Origin of the sequence: Clostridium estertheticum (assembly GCF_026650985.1) — a bacterium.
Taxonomy (GTDB): Bacteria; Bacillota; Clostridia; order Clostridiales; family Clostridiaceae; genus Clostridium_AD; species Clostridium_AD estertheticum_C.
Genome location: NZ_CP086239.1, coordinates 780,878 through 802,898 on the forward strand (window position 1 = coordinate 780,878; position 22,021 = coordinate 802,898).

Annotated in this window: 19 protein-coding genes; all 19 read left to right on the plus strand. The window is 30.9% G+C overall.

All coding sequences use genetic code 11. From position 1 onward, the window contains the following. The first annotated feature begins 17 nt into the window (after positions 1-17). A complete protein-coding gene (gene frr / locus LL038_RS03990) occupies positions 18-575 on the plus strand; it encodes a ribosome recycling factor (RefSeq protein WP_216119943.1) in 558 nt (185 codons plus the stop codon). Between the two features lie 120 nt (positions 576-695). After that, a complete protein-coding gene (locus tag LL038_RS03995; RefSeq protein WP_216120066.1) occupies positions 696-1,424 on the plus strand; it encodes an isoprenyl transferase in 729 nt (242 codons plus the stop codon). Positions 1,425-1,435: 11 nt separating this feature from the next. After that, positions 1,436-2,242: a phosphatidate cytidylyltransferase gene (locus tag LL038_RS04000; protein WP_216119942.1), complete on the plus strand. Its 807-nt coding sequence runs from the start codon at positions 1,436-1,438 to the stop codon at positions 2,240-2,242. A gap of 416 nt (positions 2,243-2,658) precedes the next feature. Further along, positions 2,659-3,819: a 1-deoxy-D-xylulose-5-phosphate reductoisomerase gene (dxr, locus tag LL038_RS04005; RefSeq protein ID WP_216119941.1), complete on the plus strand. Its 1,161-nt coding sequence runs from the start codon at positions 2,659-2,661 to the stop codon at positions 3,817-3,819. A 14-nt stretch (positions 3,820-3,833) separates the two neighbouring features. Further along, the gene (gene rseP / locus LL038_RS04010) at positions 3,834-4,871 is read left to right on the plus strand and encodes an RIP metalloprotease RseP (RefSeq protein WP_216119940.1); all 1,038 of its coding nucleotides are present in this window, start codon (positions 3,834-3,836) and stop codon (positions 4,869-4,871) included. 12 nt (positions 4,872-4,883) lie between these two features. Then, entirely contained in the window at positions 4,884-5,933 is a 1,050-nt protein-coding gene (ispG, locus tag LL038_RS04015) for a flavodoxin-dependent (E)-4-hydroxy-3-methylbut-2-enyl-diphosphate synthase (protein WP_216119939.1), read from the plus strand. 24 nt (positions 5,934-5,957) lie between these two features. Next, on the plus strand, positions 5,958-10,295 hold the full coding sequence (locus LL038_RS04020) for a PolC-type DNA polymerase III (protein ID WP_216119938.1): 4,338 nt from the start codon (positions 5,958-5,960) through the stop codon (positions 10,293-10,295). A 203-nt stretch (positions 10,296-10,498) separates the two neighbouring features. Continuing rightward, positions 10,499-10,960: a ribosome maturation factor RimP gene (gene rimP, locus LL038_RS04025; RefSeq protein WP_216119937.1), complete on the plus strand. Its 462-nt coding sequence runs from the start codon at positions 10,499-10,501 to the stop codon at positions 10,958-10,960. A 16-nt stretch (positions 10,961-10,976) separates the two neighbouring features. After that, positions 10,977-12,143 carry a transcription termination factor NusA gene (gene nusA / locus LL038_RS04030; protein ID WP_216119936.1) on the plus strand — a complete coding sequence of 389 codons (1,167 nt, stop codon included), beginning with the start codon at positions 10,977-10,979 and terminating at the stop codon, positions 12,141-12,143. Between the two features lie 11 nt (positions 12,144-12,154). After that, positions 12,155-12,421 carry an RNase P modulator RnpM gene (gene rnpM / locus LL038_RS04035; RefSeq protein WP_071613209.1) on the plus strand — a complete coding sequence of 89 codons (267 nt, stop codon included), beginning with the start codon at positions 12,155-12,157 and terminating at the stop codon, positions 12,419-12,421. Beyond that, entirely contained in the window at positions 12,411-12,725 is a 315-nt protein-coding gene (locus LL038_RS04040) for a ribosomal L7Ae/L30e/S12e/Gadd45 family protein (RefSeq protein WP_187350212.1), read from the plus strand. The genes rnpM and LL038_RS04040 overlap by 11 nt, the downstream gene beginning before the upstream one ends. A gap of 23 nt (positions 12,726-12,748) precedes the next feature. Then, a complete protein-coding gene (gene infB, locus LL038_RS04045) occupies positions 12,749-14,824 on the plus strand; it encodes a translation initiation factor IF-2 (RefSeq protein WP_216119935.1) in 2,076 nt (691 codons plus the stop codon). 20 nt (positions 14,825-14,844) lie between these two features. Then, complete coding sequence (gene rbfA, locus LL038_RS04050) at positions 14,845-15,243, plus strand: 30S ribosome-binding factor RbfA (RefSeq protein ID WP_216119934.1); 399 nt, start codon at positions 14,845-14,847, stop codon at positions 15,241-15,243. Next, entirely contained in the window at positions 15,203-16,204 is a 1,002-nt protein-coding gene (locus LL038_RS04055; protein ID WP_216119933.1) for a DHH family phosphoesterase, read from the plus strand. Before rbfA ends, LL038_RS04055 begins: the two co-directional genes overlap by 41 nt. After that, a complete protein-coding gene (gene truB, locus LL038_RS04060) occupies positions 16,201-17,070 on the plus strand; it encodes a tRNA pseudouridine(55) synthase TruB (protein WP_216119932.1) in 870 nt (289 codons plus the stop codon). The genes LL038_RS04055 and truB overlap by 4 nt, the downstream gene beginning before the upstream one ends. Positions 17,071-17,082: 12 nt before the next feature. Next, positions 17,083-18,003, plus strand: a complete 921-nt coding sequence (locus LL038_RS04065) for a bifunctional riboflavin kinase/FAD synthetase (RefSeq protein WP_216119931.1) — start codon at positions 17,083-17,085, stop codon at positions 18,001-18,003. A 134-nt stretch (positions 18,004-18,137) separates the two neighbouring features. Further along, positions 18,138-18,401, plus strand: coding sequence for a 30S ribosomal protein S15 (gene rpsO, locus LL038_RS04070; RefSeq protein WP_216119930.1), 264 nt, complete (start codon positions 18,138-18,140; stop codon positions 18,399-18,401). 109 nt (positions 18,402-18,510) lie between these two features. After that, positions 18,511-20,637 (plus strand): polyribonucleotide nucleotidyltransferase, encoded by a 2,127-nt coding sequence (locus tag LL038_RS04075; RefSeq protein ID WP_171296935.1) that lies wholly within the window; start codon positions 18,511-18,513, stop codon positions 20,635-20,637. 94 nt (positions 20,638-20,731) lie between these two features. Continuing rightward, on the plus strand, positions 20,732-22,006 hold the full coding sequence (locus LL038_RS04080; RefSeq protein ID WP_216119929.1) for a M16 family metallopeptidase: 1,275 nt from the start codon (positions 20,732-20,734) through the stop codon (positions 22,004-22,006). Positions 22,007-22,021: the final 15 nt, after the last annotated feature.

Below are 22,021 nucleotides of genomic sequence, written 5' to 3' on the forward strand. Positions count from 1 at the left end.
AAAATGGAGGGAATTCTATGATTAAAGAAATTATTAGTATTGCTGATGAAAAAATGAAAAAGACGATTGCAGTTTTGAAACATGAGTTATCAAGTATGAAGGCAGGAAGAGCAAATTCTGCAATGCTGGATAGAATTAATGTTGAATGCTATGGTAGTCTCGTGCCATTAAGCCAAATTGCAAACATATCAGCACCTGAAGCGAGAGTATTATTAATTCAGCCATGGGATAAATCTTCTATGAAAGAAATAGAAAGAGCTATATTAAAATCTGATTTGGGATTAAATCCATCAAATGATGGAATATCAATGAGATTAATTATTCCAGAGCTTACGGAAGAAACAAGAAAAAATTTAATGAAGAATATTAAGAAAACCGGAGAAGAAGGCAAAGTAGCTATAAGGTCTATAAGGCGAGATGCTAATGATAAAATTAAAGCATTGAAAAAAAACAGCGAAATTTCTGAAGATGAAGTTAAAAAAACAGAAGATATCATCCAAAAAGAAACAGATAAATTTATTAAAGAAGTAGATAAAATAATTGATACTAAAGAAAAACAAATAATGTCAGTTTAGTCCTTAATTTTAAATAGAACCTGCATTTATGCAGGTTCTATTTAAAATTATACTATAACTAGTAAAAAGGAGAGAATTTTATTGAAAAAATTATTCGCTTTCTTAAAAAAGAATAAAGATATGAGTAATGAAACAAACTTAGATATGACTAAAATACCTAAGCATATTGCAATTATAATGGATGGAAATGGTAGATGGGCAAAAGAGCGTAATTTGCCTAGAGCACTTGGACATAAGGCCGGTGTTGAAGCAATTAGGAAGATTGTAAAAGAATGTGACAGGTTAGGGGTTAAATATTTAACATTATATGCATTTTCAACTGAGAATTGGAATAGACCTGTAAAAGAAGTTGATTCTTTAATGAAGTTGTTAGTGGAGTATTTAAAAAAAGAAGTCGAAGAATTAAACGTTAATGATGTTGTTGTTAATTCTATTGGTAATATTTCGAAATTGCCTTTGATATGTAGAGAAGAATTAAATAATGCATATGAAAAAACAAAAAATAATAAGGGATTGATTTTAAATCTTGCTTTAAATTATGGAGGAAGAAGTGAAATAGTAGATGCTGTAAAAGAGATTTCATCGGATTTAATTAATAAGAAAATATCTAAGGATCAAATAAATGAAGATTTATTTTCAAAATACATGTATACAAGTAAAATGCCTGATCCAGATCTAATAATAAGGCCAAGTGGTGAGTTAAGATTAAGTAATTTCTTGCTTTGGCAGGGTGCATACTCAGAACTTTGGTTTTCAGACATTAATTGGCCGGATTTTCATGAGAAGCAGCTACAAAGTGCAATAATGGATTATCAAAAAAGAGATAGAAGATTTGGAAAGGTTAAATAGGGGAGAAAGTCATGAATAATAGGTATATAGGGGCTCTTGTTTTAGCTCCATTCATAATATTTTTATTTTTAGGTGGGGTGTATTTAAAATATATTGTAATGGTAATTTCACTTTTTGGTATGTACGAGTTCTATAAAGTTTCTAGAAAAAAACATTATAAGCCAATTGCACTTATAGGATATGGGTTATGCATAGTATATTACTTAAATATGAACAAGAATTTTTCACAAAGTTTTAATATATATATTTTAATTGCAACAATTTTCTTGCTATTATGTATTCCTGTGGTTTATACAAGTTACAATTTTGTAGATGTTGCGCTTACCTTATTTGGATTCTTGTATGTAGCAGTATTTTTTAGTTTTATAGTGTTTATAGACAATAAAGCTTATGGTCAATATTTAGTATGGATTATATTCATTTGTTCATGGGGATGCGATACTTTGGCTTATTATTCTGGAAGGATTTTAGGCAAAGGAGGCAAACATAAGCTTTGCCCTAAAGTTAGTCCTAATAAAACAATAGAGGGGTCGATAGGTGGCTTACTTGGGAGTACTATAGGATGTATGATTTATGGATATGTTATTTCAAAATATGGCGTGCATATAGAATTATATCATTATGCTATAATTGGTGTTTTATGTGGCGTTTTTGGACAGTTTGGAGATTTAATTGCATCATCGATAAAGAGATATGTAGGAGCTAAGGATTACAGTAATCTTATACCGGGACATGGTGGGATTTTAGACCGTTTTGATAGTATTTTATTTGTGTCTGTGGTAGTATTTTATTATATTACATTTATAATAAAGATATAAATTTATATAGTTTATTGCTTAAGAAAATCATATATTGGGCAGGATGCAAAAAAAATTCAGAGTGAATTGGCATTGATGACTTTATATGATTTTATTATTACATAAAGCATTAAAAAAATAACGGTGTTATATTTTATATTAATATCTGAACTTAATAATGAATATTATTACAAATAATAGCTTGCTATAAAGAATGTTACAAATTGTATATTGTAGTAAGTACTTTATTTTAATAGCTAACTATGTTATATTTAATACTGCGAATATGCAAAAAAATAGAAATAAATTGAAGATATTAACATGATATTTTATTTATTGTTTGAGACATAATTACATACAGTGGCATAGCTTTAATATTTTTAATTTTGATGACATAATAATTATAAATTGTAACATTATAGGGATGGGGAGATTAAATGAAAAAACTTACTATTTTAGGAGTTACGGGATCAATTGGAACTCAAACTTTAGATGTTATTCGATCGGATATTAAAAACTTTATTATTATAGGGATTTCTGCAAATACTAATTATGAGAAAATTATTCCTATCATAGAGGAATTTAAACCTAAATATGTTGCCATGATGGATGAGGAAGCTTCACTAAAACTTAAAAAATATTGTGACTTAAATAAATATTCAACGGAAATATTGCATGGATTAGATGGCTTAAATTATATAAGTACCTTAACTGAAGTTGATCTTGTAGTAACTTCAGTTGTAGGAATGATAGGACTCGTTCCAACTATAAAAGCTATTTATGCAGGAAAAGATATTGCTTTAGCTAATAAGGAAACACTAGTTGCCGCGGGAGAACTAGTTATGGAAGCTGCTAAAAAAAACAATGTAAATATTTTGCCAGTTGATTCAGAACATGGTGCTATTTTTCAATGTTTGCAAGGTAATAAGTTAGAAAATGTTAATAAGATAATAATAACTGCATCTGGTGGTCCATTCAGAGGTAAAAGTAGACAAGAATTAATAGATATAAGACCTGAAGATGCGATTAAACATCCAAAATGGAACATGGGTAAAAAAATATCAGTTGATTCGTCAACGCTTATGAATAAAGGACTCGAGGTTATTGAAGCACACTGGTTATTTGGGATAGATTACGAAAATATACAAGTGGTAGTTCATCCACAAAGTGTTATACATTCTATGGTCGAGTATATAGATGGTAGTATAATAGCACAAATGAGTTCTACTGACATGAGGCTTCCTATTCAATATGCCATAAACTATCCAAAGAGAAACATCGCTGTAATTGATAAATTGGATTTTTATAATATGAGCAATTTAACTTTTGAAAAACCTGACAGTGATACATTTAAATGCCTTAAATTAGCCTTAAAAGCAGGTAAAATGGGTGGTAATATGCCTGCTATAATGAATGCTGCGAATGAGGTAGCTGTTGAACTCTTTTTAGATTATAAAATTAAATATCTACAAATAGAAGATATTATAGAAAAATGCATGAATAAATTTGATCACAATATTAAACCAAATCTAGAAGAAATTTTAGATGTTGATTTAAAGGTTAGGGAATATGTGAAAAAAAATTATGATCAAAAATAGGGAGGAAAATTGTTATGGGTAGTATTTTACCGAATATACCATATATTATTATGGCCATTTTAGCATTTAGTCTTTTAGTAATAATACATGAATTAGGTCATTTTATAATGTGTAAGTTAAATGGGGTAAAAGTAAGTGAATTTTCACTCGGAATGGGTCCAAAACTTTTTGGAATAAAAGGAAAGGAAACAGAGTACTTAATTAAAGCATTTCCTGTTGGGGGATATGTCAAAATGGAAGGGGAAGAGGGGAACAGTAATGATCCTAGATCTTTCACTAATAAAACACCAGTTCAAAAACTAAGCATAGTTTCTGCTGGAGCAATTATGAATCTGATTTTAGCAGTGGTTTTATTTGCTATTGTTGGTGCTGCAAAAGGATATGTATTACCAATAATAGGGCAAGTAGTTGCGAGTAGCCCAGCTATGCATTCTGGATTACAAGTTGGAGATAAAATTACTAAAATTGATAAAGTTAGCATAGAGAGATGGGATGAATTTATAAATATTGTTTACGCGTCTAAAGGTGAAAGTATGAACATTGAAGTAGTTAGAAATTCAAAGGTGAAAGAAATTTCTTTAAAACCAGTTAAAAATGTGAAGGAAAATAGATACATGATAGGAATTGCTGCTTCAGGTGTAGAAAAAAAATTAAACTTTGGCGAATCAGTAGGATATGGATTTGGTCAAACAGTTGATACTGCAAAACAAACTTTTGGTTTTTTTGGCACTATATTTAAGGGTCAATTTTCGGGTTCTGATGTAGGGGGACCTATAAGCATAATGAGGATTTCAACAAAAGCAGCACAAACTGGATTAACAACGTTACTTTACTTTACTGCACTAATGAGTGTGCAATTAGGAATATTTAATATAATACCTTTTCCAGCTTTAGATGGAGGATGGATCTTTATGTTATTATTTGAAATAATATCAGGTAAGAAATTAGATGATAATAAGGTAGGAACTATAAATTATATTGGATTTATGTTTTTAATGGCATTAATGGTGGTAATAGTTATTAAGGATATAGTTAGTCCAATGAAATTCTAGGAGATGAAGATTATGGAAGCTAGAAAAACAAAAAAAATTAAAATTGGTGATTTATATATAGGTGGAGATTCAAAGATTGCAGTGCAGTCAATGACGAATACTGATACACGAGATGTAGAGGCTACGATAAAACAAATACTTGAGCTTGAAAAAGTAGGTTGCGATATTGTACGCTGTGCAGTGCCAGATATGGTAGCTGCTGAGGCGATAAAAGATATAATGAAAGGTATTCATATACCTCTAGTTGCAGATATCCATTTTGATTATAGGCTGGCTTTAAAAGTTATTGAGAATGGAGTATCTAAACTAAGAATTAATCCAGGTAATATTGGAAATATTGATAGAATAAAATTAGTTGCAGATGCAGCCAAAGCGAAGGGAATTCCAATTAGAATTGGGGTAAATTCAGGATCGCTAGAAAAAGATATTCTTAAAAAGTATGGACATGTATGTGCGCAAGCTTTAGTTGAAAGTGCGCTAAAACATGTTAAAATACTTGAAAGTTTAAATTTTTACGATATAGTTATTTCTATAAAATCATCAGATGTTGTAATGATGATTGAAAGTTATAAATTATTATCAGGCAAGGTAGATTATCCACTCCACCTTGGGGTTACTGAGGCTGGAACTACATGGAGAGGAACAATAAAATCAAGTGTTGGAATCGGAGCATTACTAGCTTCAGGTATAGGTGATACTATAAGGGTATCTCTAACTGGGGATGTAGTAGATGAGGTTAAAGTTGGAATAGAAATCCTAAAATCATTAGGTTATATAGATGACGGAATTAAATTTGTATCATGCCCAACATGTGGTAGAACGCAAATAAATCTTATAAAGATTGCAAATGAAGTAGAAAAAAGATTGGAATTTTGTAATAAAAATATAAAGATTGCAGTGATGGGATGCATAGTTAATGGTCCGGGTGAAGCAAGAGAGGCTGATATTGGCATCGCTGGCGGAGATGGAGTTGGTCTCATATTTAAAAAAGGTGAAATAATTAAAACTGTTAAGGAAGAAGATTTAGTAGAAGAACTTATTCGTGAAGTAAATAACCTATAAGATGACTTCTCAGGAGGAATATTAATGAACGCAAGTCTAGCTCAAATGTTGAAAAATGATCTTGATTTAAATGAAGAAACATTAGTAGATAATATTAAGGTGTTAAGGGTTCAGTACCTTAAGAAAAGCAATAAATTAAGGGTGATTATTAAATCTTTTGAGGATACAGATGATAATAAAAAACTACTAATTAAAGAGATTATATCAAAACGATTATGTAGTTTTAACGATATACAGTTGATTTGCTACCATGATGTATCAAATGCAACTATAGAAGATGTAAAAGATAAGTTTTGGCTCGATGTAGTTAATGTAATATCTATCTCAGAGCCATCAAGTAAGGATAGTTTACTTAAGTCAACTAGAATAATTGAGAATGGTATACTTAAAATTCAGTGTGGTAATGATTTTATGTGCAAAATTCTAAGAGATAAAAATATAGAACTTCTTATGAAAAACACTATAAATGATATGTTTGGAGTTGATTCACTAGTTAAACTAGAACATAACAGTGAACTTTCTAAAGATGATTCTTTAATGAAAAAAGAAAAAGAAAATGAAACTATAATTAATGAAATAGTTAAAAATATGAATATAGAAAAGACAGACAAGCCCCGTAGTGGTGGGCAAAGTAATGATAATAGCAATGGCTACAAAGCTAATAAATTTAGTAGACCGGGTTACAAAAAGGGTGAAGTTGCTGATAAAAATACTATTATGGGAAGAAATATTAATGATGAAAGTATAGAAATAAAAGATATAAGTGAGACTTCAGGAATAATTTGTGCTTGTGGTGATATTTTTAAGGTGAATATAATTGAAACAAAAACGGGAAGAATAATTATAACATTTTATATTACAGATTATTCCAGCTCGATTACGGTGAAATGTTTTCCAAAGCCTAAAGAAGTAGAAAAGATGATGGAGGAAATCAAAGTTGGACTCTTTTGCAAGATACGTGGAGAAGCAAGTTATGATACTTATGCAAGAGAAGTTGTAGTTATGGCTAGAGATATAATTAAACTTAAAAAAATAGAAAGAATGGATACTGCTCAGGAGAAAAGGGTTGAACTTCATCTTCATACTCAAATGAGTGCTATGGATGGTATTAGTCCTGCATCGAAACTTGTTGAAAGAGCAGCTAAGTGGGGACATAGCGCAGTAGCAATAACTGATCATGGTGTAGTTCAAGCATTTCCAGAAGCCATGGATGCAGCTAAAAAGAATAAGATTAAGGTTATCTATGGTGTTGAGGGTTACCTAGTAGACGATGGAGTGCCAATTGTTATTAATAATAAAGGTGAAACTTTAGATGATCGTTTTGTAGTCTTTGATTTAGAAACAACTGGGTTATCTAGTGAAAATGATAAAATTATAGAAATTGGTGCATTGAAGATAGAAAATGGAAAAATAGTAGATAGATTTAGTGAGTTTGTAAATCCGGGAATAGACATACCTTATAAGATTATAGAACTAACTGGAATTACAAATGATAATGTTTCTGATGCAGCCTCTATAGAAGATGTACTTCCTAAGTTTTTAGAGTTTACAAAAGATAGTGTGCTTGTAGCACACAATTCTGACTTCGATGCATCTTTTATTAAAAAAAATTCACAGAGGTTAGGCTTGAAGTTTGAGAATGCAATTATGGATACAATTCCTTTAGCTAAATATTTACTTAAAGACCTTAAAACGTTTAAGTTAAATACAGTAGCCAAATATTTAGGCATAACCCTAGAAAATCATCATAGAGCTGTAGATGATGCTAAAGCTACCGCAGACATACTATTACATTGTTTTGGGCTACTTCGCGAAAAAAACATTTTAGATTTAGATACTTTAAATAAAGAATTTCTAGCTGACTTTAATGTGAAAAAGGCTAACACTTATCATGTGATTATTTTGGTAAAGAATCAAATAGGGCTAAAGAACCTTTATAAGCTTATTTCATTTTCAAATTTAGAATATTTTCATAGAAGACCAAGGCTTCCTAAAACTTTAATTGAAAAGTACAGAGAGGGCCTTATAGTTGGATCGGCGTGTGAAGCTGGACAAGTATATAAAGAAGTGCTTCAAGGAAAATCTGAAGAAGATATTAATAAAATAGTAAAATTCTATGATTATTTAGAAATACAACCTTTACTAAATAATAAATTTATGATTAAAAATGGAATAGTAAAAGACGAAAGTGAATTAATGGACATTAATAGGAGGATATGCACTATTGGTGATAAAAATAATATGCCAGTAGTTGCTACAGGGGATGTACATTTTTTAGAACCTTTAGATGCAGTTTTTAGAAAAATATTGATGGCAGGTAAAGGGTTTTCAGATGCAGATGATCAACCACCATTATATTTTAAAACTACAAATGAGATGCTAAGTGAATTTTCATATTTAGGAGAAAAAAAATGTAAAGAAGTAGTAATTTATAATCCGAATAAAATTGCTGAAATGATAGAATTTGTAAAACCAATACCAGATGGAACTTTTACACCTAAAATACCTGGGGCAGAAGATGATATCAGAAAGATGACATCAGATAAAGTTCATTCAATATATGGGGATCCATTGCCTGAGATAGTTGAAAAAAGATTGGAAAAAGAATTAAATTCTATTATTGGTAATGGATATGCTGTGCTTTATTTGATAGCTGAAAAATTAGTAGCAAAATCACTTGCAGATGGTTATTTGGTAGGCTCAAGAGGTTCGGTTGGATCTTCTTTTGCAGCTAATATGTCTAATATAACAGAAGTAAATGGGTTGCCACCACATTATATATGTCCTAATTGCAAAAAGAGTGAATTTATTTTAGATGGATCTATTGGTTCAGGTGCTGATTTACCTGATAAAGAATGTCCTGATTGTGGAACATTATATAAAAAAGATGGTTTTGATATTCCATTTGAAACATTCTTAGGATTTGAAGGAGATAAAGAACCGGATATAGATTTGAATTTTTCAGGGGATAATCAAGCAGACATACATAGATATACAGAGGTGCTGTTTGGGAAAGGGCATACTTTTAAGGCTGGAACTATTGGAACCATTGCTGATAAAACTGCTTATGGTTATGTGAAAAAATATTTGAATGAAAAAGATGTTATGGTACCTCAAGCTGAAATTGAGAGACTTGTACAAGGATGTACTGGCGTTAAGAGGACCTCAGGACAACATCCAGGTGGAATAATGGTTGTTCCAAGTGACAATGAGATATATAATTTTTGCCCTGTGCAACATCCGGCGGATGACCCAACATCAGATATTATTACAACGCATTTTGATTACCATTCTATAAGTGGTAGGTTACTTAAACTTGATATTCTTGGTCATGATGATCCTACAATGCTTAAAATGCTTCAAGATTTAACGGGACTTGACCCTTTAACTATCCCATTATCTGATGATAATGTTATAAGCTTATTTACGTCGCCTAAGGCACTTGGACTTACAGCTCAGGAATTAGGTTGTGAAGTGGGAAGCTATGGGGTTCCAGAATTTGGTACAAAATTTGTTAGACAAATGCTTTTAGATACACAACCAAAATCTTTTTCAGATTTGGTAAGAATTTCAGGATTATCTCACGGTACTGACGTATGGATTAATAATGCGCAATATTATATTAAAGAAGGATTTACAACGCTTAAAGATTGTATTTCTACAAGAGATGATATAATGGTTTATCTATTGCATAAAGATCTTGAGCCTAAGACTGCTTTTACTATTATGGAGAAAGTACGAAAAGGTAAGGGACTTTCAGAAGAACATGAGAAAATAATGAAAGAGCATGATGTTCCGGATTGGTATATAGGATCATGTAAAAAAATAAAGTATATGTTCCCTAAGGGGCATGCAGTAGCATATGTAATGATGGCCATTAGAATAGCATATTATAAGGTTTATTACCCAAAAGAATACTATGCTACATTTTTTACTATAAGAGCAGATGATTTTGATGCAAACTTGATAGTAAAAGGTGACAGTGCTATAAGAGTTAAAATGGATGAACTCGAAGCTTTAGGTAAGGATATAGGAGTGAAAGAAAAAGGACTTCTAACTGCTCTTGAGTTATCTTTTGAAATGTATAAAAGAGGAATTAAATTATTAAATGTTGATCTTTATAAGTCAGAGGCGGTTAAATTTACAATTGAAGAAGATTCACTAAGACCTCCTTTAAATGCACTTGAAGGGGTAGGTGAAAATGCTGCTAAAAGTATAGCGCTAGAAAGAGTGCATGGAGAGTTCATATCAAAAGAAGATTTGAGAACTCGCTGCAAAGTGTCTAAAACAGTTATCGAAGCATTAGATAATCATGGGTGTTTGAAGGATCTTCCTGATACAAATCAGCTGTCGTTTTTTTAGGGAAATGCAATTAACCCTTGAAATAGCGGATTTTATATGATAGAATAATAGATATTAGTTATCACTAGTTATTTTATTGCAAGAGAGTAGGCCCGCCTACTCTCTATTTATTGAAACGCAACTCATGGTTGCGTTTTAATTATAATATTATGATTAATTATGTTAATAATAGTATAAAATACTAATAAAAGGAGGGTGTTAGAATGAGAAATGATACCTTGTTGCAAAAGCTTAGAAAAATCGCTTTGCCAATAGTTGAAAAAAACAATTGTGAATTATATCATTTGGAGTATGTAAAAGAAGCTGGAGAAAATTATTTGAGAATTTATATAGATAGTTCAAGTGGAATATCTTTGGAAGACTGCGAAAAAACTAGCAGAGGCATAAGTGAAATATTAGACGTTGAAGATCCAATAACAGATAGTTACTGTTTAGAAGTATCCTCACCAGGAATTGAGAGGATTTTATATGATGATAATCATCTAAAAAAATACATAGGTCAGAATGTACTAGTTAATTTAAAGAGTCTATATGAGGGAACTAAAAAACTTGAGGGCGATTTAGTAGGATTTTCTGATGTACAAATAGAAATTCAATATGATGGGAATAATATAATTATTCCAAAAGAAAATATTTCCATCGTAAGTTTAAAACCAGTGCTGTAAGGAGGAAGTTGTTAAAATGAATCAAGAATTTATTGAAGCATTGAGAGAAATTGTAGACCAAAAGGGAATTAGCGAGGATTTACTTTTTGAAACTATAGAAGATGCATTAGTTGCAGCGTATAAGAAAAATTTTGCTACGCTATCAAATAATAGTCAAGATGTAAAAGTAACAATGAATAGAGAAACAGGAGAAATACATGTCTATGGTCAAAAGACGGTTGTAGAAGAAGTTGTTGAGGATGCTAGTGAAATGTCCTTAGAAGAAGCTAAAGAGTACAGCCATAAATATCAAATAGGGGACATTGTTGATATTGAAGTTACTCCAAGAAAATTTGGAAGAATAGCTGCGCAAGCTGCAAAGCAAGTAGTTATTCAAAGAATTAAAGAAGCTGAAAGAAATATAATATACAATGAATTTATAACCAAAGAATTTGATATTATTACAGGAAGTGTTATAAGAAAAGACAGAGGCAATGTATTTATAGATTTAGGTAAAATTGAAGCTGTACTTGGAGCTAATGAACAAATGCCAGGTGAAGAATATAATTTTAATGAAAAATTAAAATTGTATATTGTTGAAGTTAAAAACACTACTAAAGGTGCTCAAGTTGGAGTGTCAAGAACGCATCCAGGTCTTGTAAAACGATTATTTGAATTAGAAGTGCCAGAAGTTTTTGGTGGAGTTGTCGAGATTAAGAGTATTTCGAGAGAAGCTGGATCAAGAACTAAAATTGCAGTGTACTCAAATGATGAAAATGTTGATGCTATGGGAGCTTGCGTTGGACCTAAGGGTGTTAGAGTTCAAAGCATTGTTAATGAATTAAGAAATGAGAAAATTGACATCATTAAATGGAGCAAGAAAGCTGAAGAATATATTTCAAATGCTTTAAGTCCTGCAAAGGTATTAAATGTAGTAGTTGAGGAAGCTTCTAAATCTGCAAAGGTCATAGTAGAAGATAATCAATTATCTTTAGCTATTGGAAAAGAAGGCCAAAATGTTAGATTAGCAGCAAGATTAACTGGTTGGAAAATAGATATAAAAAGTAGAACACAAGCTCAATACAACATGGATATAAATGAAGTAGTTAAAAGTGAAGCAGATGAAAGTGAAGTAATTGATAATCAAGTAGCTAAAGATCAATCAACGCAAGAGCAAGTAATTGAAACCATTACACAGGAGTAGGTGATAGCTTTATGAAAGTTAAAAAAATACCTCAGCGCATGTGTACAGGGTGTATGGAAATGAAACCTAAGAAAGAACTATTGCGCATAGTCCATAGTAAAGAAGGCGAAATCTCTATAGATTTAATAGGGAAAAAACCAGGTAGAGGTGCATATGTTTGCATGAACATAGAATGTTTTGAAAAATCCTATAAGACAAAAAGGTTAGAGCGAAATTTAGGTGGCAAAATAAGCGAAGAAATTTATGCAAAGCTAAAGGATGAGATAAATCATGAATAATAAATTTTTTCAATTTTTGGGTTTAACTAAAAAGGCAGGTAAACTTATTGAAGGTTACAATCAGTGTGAAGATGCACTATCGCATGGTAGAGGAACCCTTATAATTTTATCTGAGGAAAGCGCTGTAAATACTAAAGACAAGTTTAAAAGATTATCTATTAAAAATGTTATACCCCTTATTGAAGGTGTTTCGAATGAAACTTTAGGTAAATGTTTAGGTAGACCAGAAATTAATGTTTTATGCGTAAACGATAAAAAAATGACGAATAAGCTATTAAGCTTATGGAATGAAAACATTGAATAAATTAAATTTCGGGGGTGAATGATTTGGCAAAAGTCAGAATATATGAATTAGCTAAAGAATTAGAAGTGTCAAGTAAAGAATTAATTAATGTACTATTCGAAGAGTTTAGTATAAAGGCCAAAAATCATATGAGTGTGATTGAGGAAGAGGATGCTGAATTAATTAAGGAACTTTATAGTGACGAAAATTCAGGACTTAAGGATAATAAAAACGAAACAGTAGAACACTATGAAAACTTAGCTAACGAAGATGCTAATAAAGTTGTAATAAGAAAAAGAGGCAGAAAAGGTCGCGATGAATTAGGAAGTGGCAACAATGCTGTTGAACCAATCGATGACGAAGTTGTAGTAATCGAAAGTACTATTACAGTTAAAGATTTGGCTGATACGTTAAAAAGACCTTATGTTGAAGTAATAAAACAACTTATTTTCATAGGTGTTATGGCTGGAATGAATCAAGAAATAGATTTTGCAACAGCTGAAAAAGTTATAGAAAAATATGGTGCACTTGCTGTACTAAAAGACCCTGAAGAAGGGAAAATTGCTGATGATGAAGATATTGAGGAAAATGACGCTGAATTAGGTACAGATAAAAAACCAGCAGTTGTTACTGTTATGGGTCATGTTGATCACGGTAAGACATCATTACTTGATTGTATTAGAAAATCTAAGGTTACAGAAACAGAAGCCGGCGGAATAACACAACATATAGGTGCATATACTGTTAATATTAATGGAGAAAAAATAACATTTTTAGACACACCTGGTCATGAAGCTTTTACAGCAATGAGAGCGCGTGGTGCTCAAATAACAGATATAGTTATTTTAGTAGTTGCGGCTGATGATGGTATTATGCCACAAACTGTTGAAGCTATAAATCACTGTAAGGCTGCTGGTGTACCAATGATAGTAGCTATAAATAAGATAGATAGACCAGGAGCTAATATAGATAAAGTTAAACAAGAATTAACAGAACATGGACTTGTAGCAGAAGATTGGGGTGGAGACACAATATGTGTTCCAGTATCAGCTCATACTAAGGAAGGTATTGATACTTTACTTGAAATGATACTAATTACTGCAGAAATGTTAGAGCTTAAAGCAAATACTAAAAGACACGCAAAAGGAACTGTAATAGAAGGAAAACTTGATAAAGGTCGCGGACCACTTGCTACATTACTTGTACAAAATGGTACACTTCACACTGGTGATTCTATAATAGTTGGATCAACTTACGGAAGAATAAGAGCAATGTTTGATGATAAGGGTAAAAAAATAAAGACAGCAGGACCATCTATACCAGTAGAAATACTTGGATTATCTGATGTACCATCAGCTGGAGATAGATTTAATGTAATTAAAGATGAGAAAACTGCAAGAAATATGGCTGAGGCTAGAAAAACAAATTTAAGAGAAGAACATTTTCAAGCTAGTAATAGAGTTTCTATGGAAAATTTATACAATCAAATACAAGAAGGATCTGTTAAAGAACTTGGCGTAATTGTTAAAGCTGACGTTCAGGGATCTGTAGAAGCTGTAAGACAATCACTTGAAAAATTATCTACTGATAATGTTAAAGTAAGAGTTATACATTCTGGAGTTGGAGCTATAACAGAAACTGATGTTGTACTTGCGGCTGCTTCAAATGCAATAATTATAGGGTTTAATGTAAGACCTGATAATAATGCTGCAATAGTTGGAGAAAAAGAAAAAGTAGAAATTAAAACATATAGAATAATTTATGATGCTCTTGATGATATAAAATTAGCAATGCTTGGAATGCTCGACCCTGTATATAAAGAAGTTGTTTTAGGAAGAGTAGAAATAAGACAAATATATAAAGTTTCAAATGTAGGTACAATAGCAGGTTCTTATGTATTGACTGGTAAAATTACTAGAAATAGTAGCGTTAGAGTTCTTAGAAATGGAATAGTTATAACTGAATCAACTTTAGCTTCATTGAAGAGATTTAAAGATGATGCAAAAGAAGTTGCTGCTGGATTTGAATGTGGATTAAGTGTAGACAAATTCAATGACCTTAAAGAAGGAGACATCATTGAAGCATTCATAATGGAAGAAATAAAACCAAAACTAGTATAAGATAAGGAGTAGTGGGTTGTATGGTTAGTTATAGAAATGGTAGAATAAATGAAGAAATTAAAAAAGATGTAAGCAATACAATTCAAAACAAAATAAAAGATCCAAGATTAAGTGCTATGGTTAGTGTAACAAAAGTAGACACAACAAAAGACTTAAGTTATACAAAAATCTATGTTAGTATATTTGGAAATGAAATTGAAAAGAAAGAAACAATTCAAGCACTTAAAAGTTCAACTGGTCTTATAAGAAAAGAAATAGGGATGCACGTTAAGTTAAGACATGTTCCTCAGGTTATTATAGAGCTAGATGAAACCATAGAACGTGCAATACATTTAGAAAACATTTTCCATCAAATAAAGGCAAAAGATAAGAATGAACATGAAAAAAAGATTGAAGAAGAAACAAAGAGTGAGGACTAATGATATTAACGATATCATTAACAAGATAAAAATATTTAATAAAATTGCTATAACTTTTCATACTTCACCTGATGGAGATTCACTAGGTAGTGCTTTGGCATTACTTATTGGTCTGAGAAAATTAAACAAGAACGTATATATAATATCAAAAGAAGAAATTCCACAAACTTTTGAGTTCTTGCCATGTTCTGTTGAAATTAATGGTGAAGTAAGCGCGCCATTAACGGATACTGAGTGTGTAATAGTACTAGATTGTGGTGATCTTAAAAGAATTAATGCAAATCTATTGCTGCAAAATAGGAAATTTGAATTAATTAATATAGATCATCATATGTCTAATGATTTATATGGAGATTTAAATTTTATAAACACAAAAGCTTCTGCAGTTGGAGAAATTGTATATGAAATGCTTAGACTTCTTGATGTGAAATTAGACAAAAAAATAAGTTCATGTTTGTACACAGCTGTGCTTACAGATACAGGCTGCTTTAAGCATTCAAACACCACAGCAGTAACTCACATCATTGCAGGTGAACTTATTAATACTGGTATAGATTTTAGTGATATTCACAGGAGAATTTATGAAAATAAAAAATTAAATAAAATAAAGTTTTGCGGTAAAGTTATTAGTAATTTGACCGTTGAGCTTGATGGTAAAGTTTGTGTTATGTATATAACAAAAGACATGATAAAAAAATATGATTTGTTATCTATAGACACGTCGGATGTTATTGATTTTGCTACTTCAATAGACACCGTTGAGGTTGCAATACTTATTAAAGAATATGAAAATGGTGTTAAAGTAAGTTTAAGATCTAAATCCTTAGTAGATGTTAGCAAAATTGCAGAAAAATTTAAGGGTGGCGGTCATATTAGGGCTTCAGGTTTTTATTACGAGGCAAGTTTTGATAATACTAAAGTTAAATTAATGGAAATTTTAGAAAAAGAGTTGATGAAATGAATGGTATATTAAATGTATTTAAACCTACAGGAATTACTTCTTTTGATGTAGTGCGTTTAATAAGAAAAATCAGTAAAGTAAAAAAAGTAGGCCACGCTGGCACTCTAGACCCTGAAGCTAGCGGGGTCTTACCTGTTTGTATAGGAAAAGCAACAAAGGCTATAGACTATATAATGGGAGACTTTAAAATTTACGAAACTGAATTAAAATTAGGCGTTATTACAGATACTTATGATAGAGAGGGTAAAATTCTAAAAGAAAGTGAAGTTAATTTAGGCGTAGATGAAATTACGCTAGTTATTAATTCATTTATAGGAGAAATAAAACAAGTCCCACCTATGTACTCAGCTCTAAAGGTTAATGGAAAAAAACTTTATGAGTTAGCGAGAGCTGGAATAGAAATAGAGAGAGAGCCAAGACCTATAACAATCTATGACATAAATATTACAGACATTAATTTACCTTATATAAAATTCACGGTAAAATGCTCTAAAGGTACATACATTAGAAGTCTGTGTTATGATATTGGGGAAAAATTAAAATGTGGTGGCATGATGTGGAATCTACAAAGAACGGCTACAGGTCAATTTCATATTGATAATGCTATAAATGTTAATGAATTAAATGAAGAAAATATAAATAAATATATTATGCCTATAGAAACTATTTTTAGTGCGAATGCTAGAATTACCATAGAGGATAGATTTGTTAAGTTCTTATTAAATGGTGTTATAGTAAAGGATAAGGCACTAATTTGTAAGTTTGAATCTGGCATTATGTATAGTATATATAATAATGATAATGATTTTATTGGAATTGCGGATAAAAGTGATGATGGTGTTAGATTAATAAAATCATTTATATAGGAGTATATTAAAATGTTAATTATAGAAGATAATTTTAAAACTAATCTTAAATATCAAACTTTTATTGCACTCGGAAGTTTTGATGGACTACATTTGGGACATATGCACCTTATAAATAAAACAGTGGAATTATCAAAAGCAAATAATGCTAAAAGTATGATCTGTACTTTTAAAAATCATCCATTGTCTGTTATTAATAAAGAAATTTGCCCAAAACTTATAATGGATAATGATACTAAAATAAAATTACTGGAAGACACAGGTATAGATATAGTTAATTTAGCTAATTTTGATAAAGATTTTATGAAGATAACCCCTGAAGAATTTATAAGAAATATGGTTAAGTGCTATAATGCGAAGGGGATAATTGTTGGTTTTAATTATAGATTTGGTTATAAGAATCTAGGTGATGTAGAAATGCTTAAGGCATATAGCACAATACTTGGATATAATCTATATGTTTGTGATGCAATTAGTGTCAATGATGAAATTGTAAGTAGTTCAAAAATCCGTCATCTAATTGCTGAGGGTAATATTGTTAAAGCAAATGAACTTTTAGGACGTCCACATACTATTATTGGAAAAGTGATTACTGGTAAACAACTTGGTAGAACTATTGGTTTTCCAACTGTAAATTTAAATTATAATAAGGAATATATTCTTCCAAAGGGAGGGGTATATTATACTATAATTGAATATGATAATTATCTTTATAAAGCTATAACCAATATAGGATACAATCCTACTGTAGAAGGTGGTAAATTATCAGTAGAAACGCATATTTTAGATTTTAACAAGCAAATTTATAGTGAGATAGTTAAAATAAACTTTATAAACAGAATAAGAGATGAAGTTAAATTTAATACTATAGAGGAACTAAAGCAGCAGCTTGTAAAAGATAAGGAGTATGCTTATAATCAAAAAATAGAATAATAAACGTAAAGATGTAAAAATTAATTTACAATTTAATCTTAGTTTGTTATAATTGATTTGAACCTTATGCTAAGTTAGCCGAATCACCAACGGTCTACTTGGAATATGGGGATTTTATTCGGAGGTGTTGTAAAATGACAAAGATTACAAAACAAGAAATAATGGTAAAACATGCAAGACATGAAGGAGATACAGGTTCTCCAGAAGTACAAATTGCACTTTTAACTGAAAGAATTACAGAGTTAAATGAGCATTTAAAAGTTCACAAAAAAGATAACCATTCAAGAAGAGGTCTGTTAATGATGGTTGGTCAAAGAAAAGGTATGTTAGGTTACTTAAAGAACAAAGATATTGAAAGATATCGTGCAATTCTAGCAGAACTCGGACTAAGAAAATAATTCAGAGCGGCTTAGCCGCTCTATTATTTTAGGTTAGGGCAAAATATATACGATTAGCTACCAATATTTATAAAAATATTGGTAATTTAAATTGAGGGGAGGCAAATATATGATTCATACTATAGAAACGATTGTAGCAGGGAGAAAACTTAAAGTTGAATATGGTAAGGTTGGAATGTTATCAGACTGTGCAATTTTTATGAGTTATGGTGAGACAGTAGTTTTAGTTAATACAAATGCTTCAGAAAAACCTAGGGACGGTATCGACTTCTTTCCATTAAGTGTAGAATATGAAGAAAAACTTTATGCTGTTGGTAAAATTCCAGGTGGCTTCATAAAAAGAGAAGCAAGACCATCAGAAAGAGCAATTTTAACTGCAAGGGGTATAGATAGGCCTCTAAGACCATTATTTCCTAAAGGTTATAAAAATGATGTTCAAATTGTTTGTACAGTACTATCAGTTGAACAAGATAATTCACCTGAAATACTTGCTATGAATGGAGCATCACTTGCATTATGTATATCAAGTATACCTTTTACTGATGCTGTCGCAACGGTTTCAGTTGGTTTAGTAGATGGTAAATTCATATTAAGCCCAACAGCAGACGAGAGAAAAGTAAGTGTTATGAAGCTTACAGTTTGTGCTACAAAAGATAATGTAACAATGATAGAAGCTAGTGGAGACGAAATAGCTGAAGATGTAATGATAGCTGCAATCGACTTTGCTTTTGAAGCATGTAAAAAAATAGTAGCTTTCCAAGAAGAAGCAGTAGCTAAATTTGGAAAGAAAAAAAACATTCCTGAGTTTAAAAAAATAGATGAAACTCTCGAAAGTGAAGTTAGAAAATTCTCATTTGATATGGTGAAGACAGCAATGTACATAATGGATAAAGATGAGAGAAATGTAATGGTTGATCAAATTAAAGCAAAAATAAGCGCTGAATTTGATGAAAAGTATGCTGATAAAAAATCAGATATAGGTGAAATTTTCTATAATATTCAAAAAGAAATAGTTAGAAATATGATGTTAAATGAAAATAGAAGACCTGATGGAAGAGCTTTTGATGAAGTTAGACCAATAAGTTGTGAGGTAGGAATACTTCCAAGAACTCATGGAACAGGTCTTTTTACAAGAGGACTTACTCAAGTTATGGGAGTTGCGACACTTGGAGCATTAAAGGAAGCGCAAATACTAGACGGAATAAGTGATGAAGATACTAAAAGATATATGCATCATTATAATTTTCCAGCTTATAGCGTAGGAGAAACTAAACCAATGCGTGGACCTGGAAGACGAGAAATCGGACATGGAGCACTAGCTGAAAAAGCAGTAGAACCACTTTTACCATCTGTAGAAGAATTTCCATATGCAATTCGTGTGGTATCAGAAGTATTAAGTTCTAATGGTTCAACATCTCAAGCGAGCGTAAGTGCAAGTATTTTGGCACTATTAGATGCTGGAGTTCCAATTAAGAGACCTGCAGCTGGAATTGCAATGGGACTAATTACAAATGATGATTTATCTAAAGAAAAAGTTATAACTGATATTCAGGGTATAGAAGATTTCTTTGGTGATATGGACTTTAAAGTAGCTGGAACTGTTAATGGTATTACAGCTATACAAGTTGATACAAAACTTCATGGATTATCTAATTACTGCATTAAAACTGCAATTATAGATGCGAAAAAAGCTAGACTTCATATAATTGGAAAAATGAATGAATGTATAGCTGCTCCAAGAAGTGAAATGTCAAAGTATGCTCCTAGAATGTATGTACTAAATGTTGCACCTGACAAAATTAGGGATGTAATAGGTAAAGGTGGAGCAACTATAAAGAAAATTATAGCAGAAACTGGTGTTAAAATAGATACTAGTGATGATGGAAAAATTGTAATTATGTCTAATGATGGCGTGAGCGCAAATAGAGCAGTGGAAATAATTGAACAGTTAACTAAATCTGTTAAAGTTGGAGAAATATATTTAGGAAAAGTAACTAAGATTGCTGCTTTTGGAGCATTTGTTGAAATTTTACCTAATAAAGAAGGATTAGTTCATATTTCTAAACTTGATTTTGAGAGAGTTAATAAAGTAGAAGATATTGTATCGGTTGGCGATGAAATATTAGTAAAAGTAATGGAAATAGATAATCAGGGAAGAGTAAATCTTTCAAGAAGAGATGCTATGAAAGATAGCGAAAATGAAAAAAAAGAGAATGAAAAAAAATTGAATGAATAATAATAGAGGGGCTTAGGTGCCTTTTTATTTTTTTTAAATAAAAAACACTAATATGCACATAATAAATATAAAATCTCACTAAGGAGAGGCGCATATGTATAATTTGATTAAGTTAGATAATGGTTTAAGGATTGCAGTTGAAAATATTGAATATGTGAATTCTGTAAGTGTAGGCTTATGGGTGGAAAATGGATCTAGAAATGAAAATACAGTTAACAGTGGAATATCACATTTCATTGAACATATGCTTTTTAAAGGAACGACAGCTAGAACTGCAAAACAAATTGCTGAAACCATTGAAGATGTCGGTGGTCAAATAAATGCGTTTACAAGTAGGGAAGCTACATGTTTTTATATAAAAGCATTAGACACTCACCTTGATTTATCATTAGATATTATTTCGGATATGTTATTCAACAGTACCTTTTGTGAAGAAGATATTGAAAAGGAAAAAGGTGTAATTGTTGAGGAAATAAATATGAGTGAGGATTCACCAGAGGATGTTTTAGCAGACTTGCATACAAAAGCAATTTGGGAATCAGATTCTATTTCGTTACCAATTTTAGGGACAATAGATACTGTAAATTCTTTTAATAGAAAAATGATAGTAGATTATATAGATTCGTATTATATACCAGAAAATTCAGTAATATCTATTTCTGGTAAATTTAATATGGAAGATATAGAAAGTCTTGTTGAAAAATATTTTGGTAAATGGCGCTATAAAAATAAGCAGATTACTAAATATAGTAGCCCAAAAATATTTAATAACCATTATTTTAGAAAAAAAGATATTGAGCAACTTCATATAAGTTTAGGAATCCCAGGTGTAGGTCTTGGAGAAGATGATATTTATACATTAATATTATTAAGCAATATACTTGGTGGTGGAGCGTCTTCATTATTATTCCAAAAAGTTCGTGAAGATTTAGGGGTATGTTATTCTATCTATTGTTATATATCAGCATTTAAAAATACAGGAGTTGTAAGCATTTATGCTGGGCTTAATCCCAAATATGCACAAGTTGCTATTGATGTTATAAAAGAAGAAGTTAGTAACTTTGCGAAACTAGGGATCACTAATGAAAAATTAAGTAAAGCTAAGGAACAGTTGAAGGGTAGCTACATTTTAGGGCTTGAAAGCACAAGTAGCAGAATGTTTAGCAATGGAAAATCAGCGCTGTTTATGGACAAAATAAATACGCCTGAAGAAATATTACAAAAAATAGATGAAATAGATATGATAAAGGTAAACGCTGTAATGGAAAAGACCTTCAAAATAGGTATAATAAATTCGTCATATGTAGGAAGAGAAAATGAAATGCTTAAAAAGGTTTTTGATGGTAATGTTATTTCTATGGATAAGTAGATTATTTAATAAAAT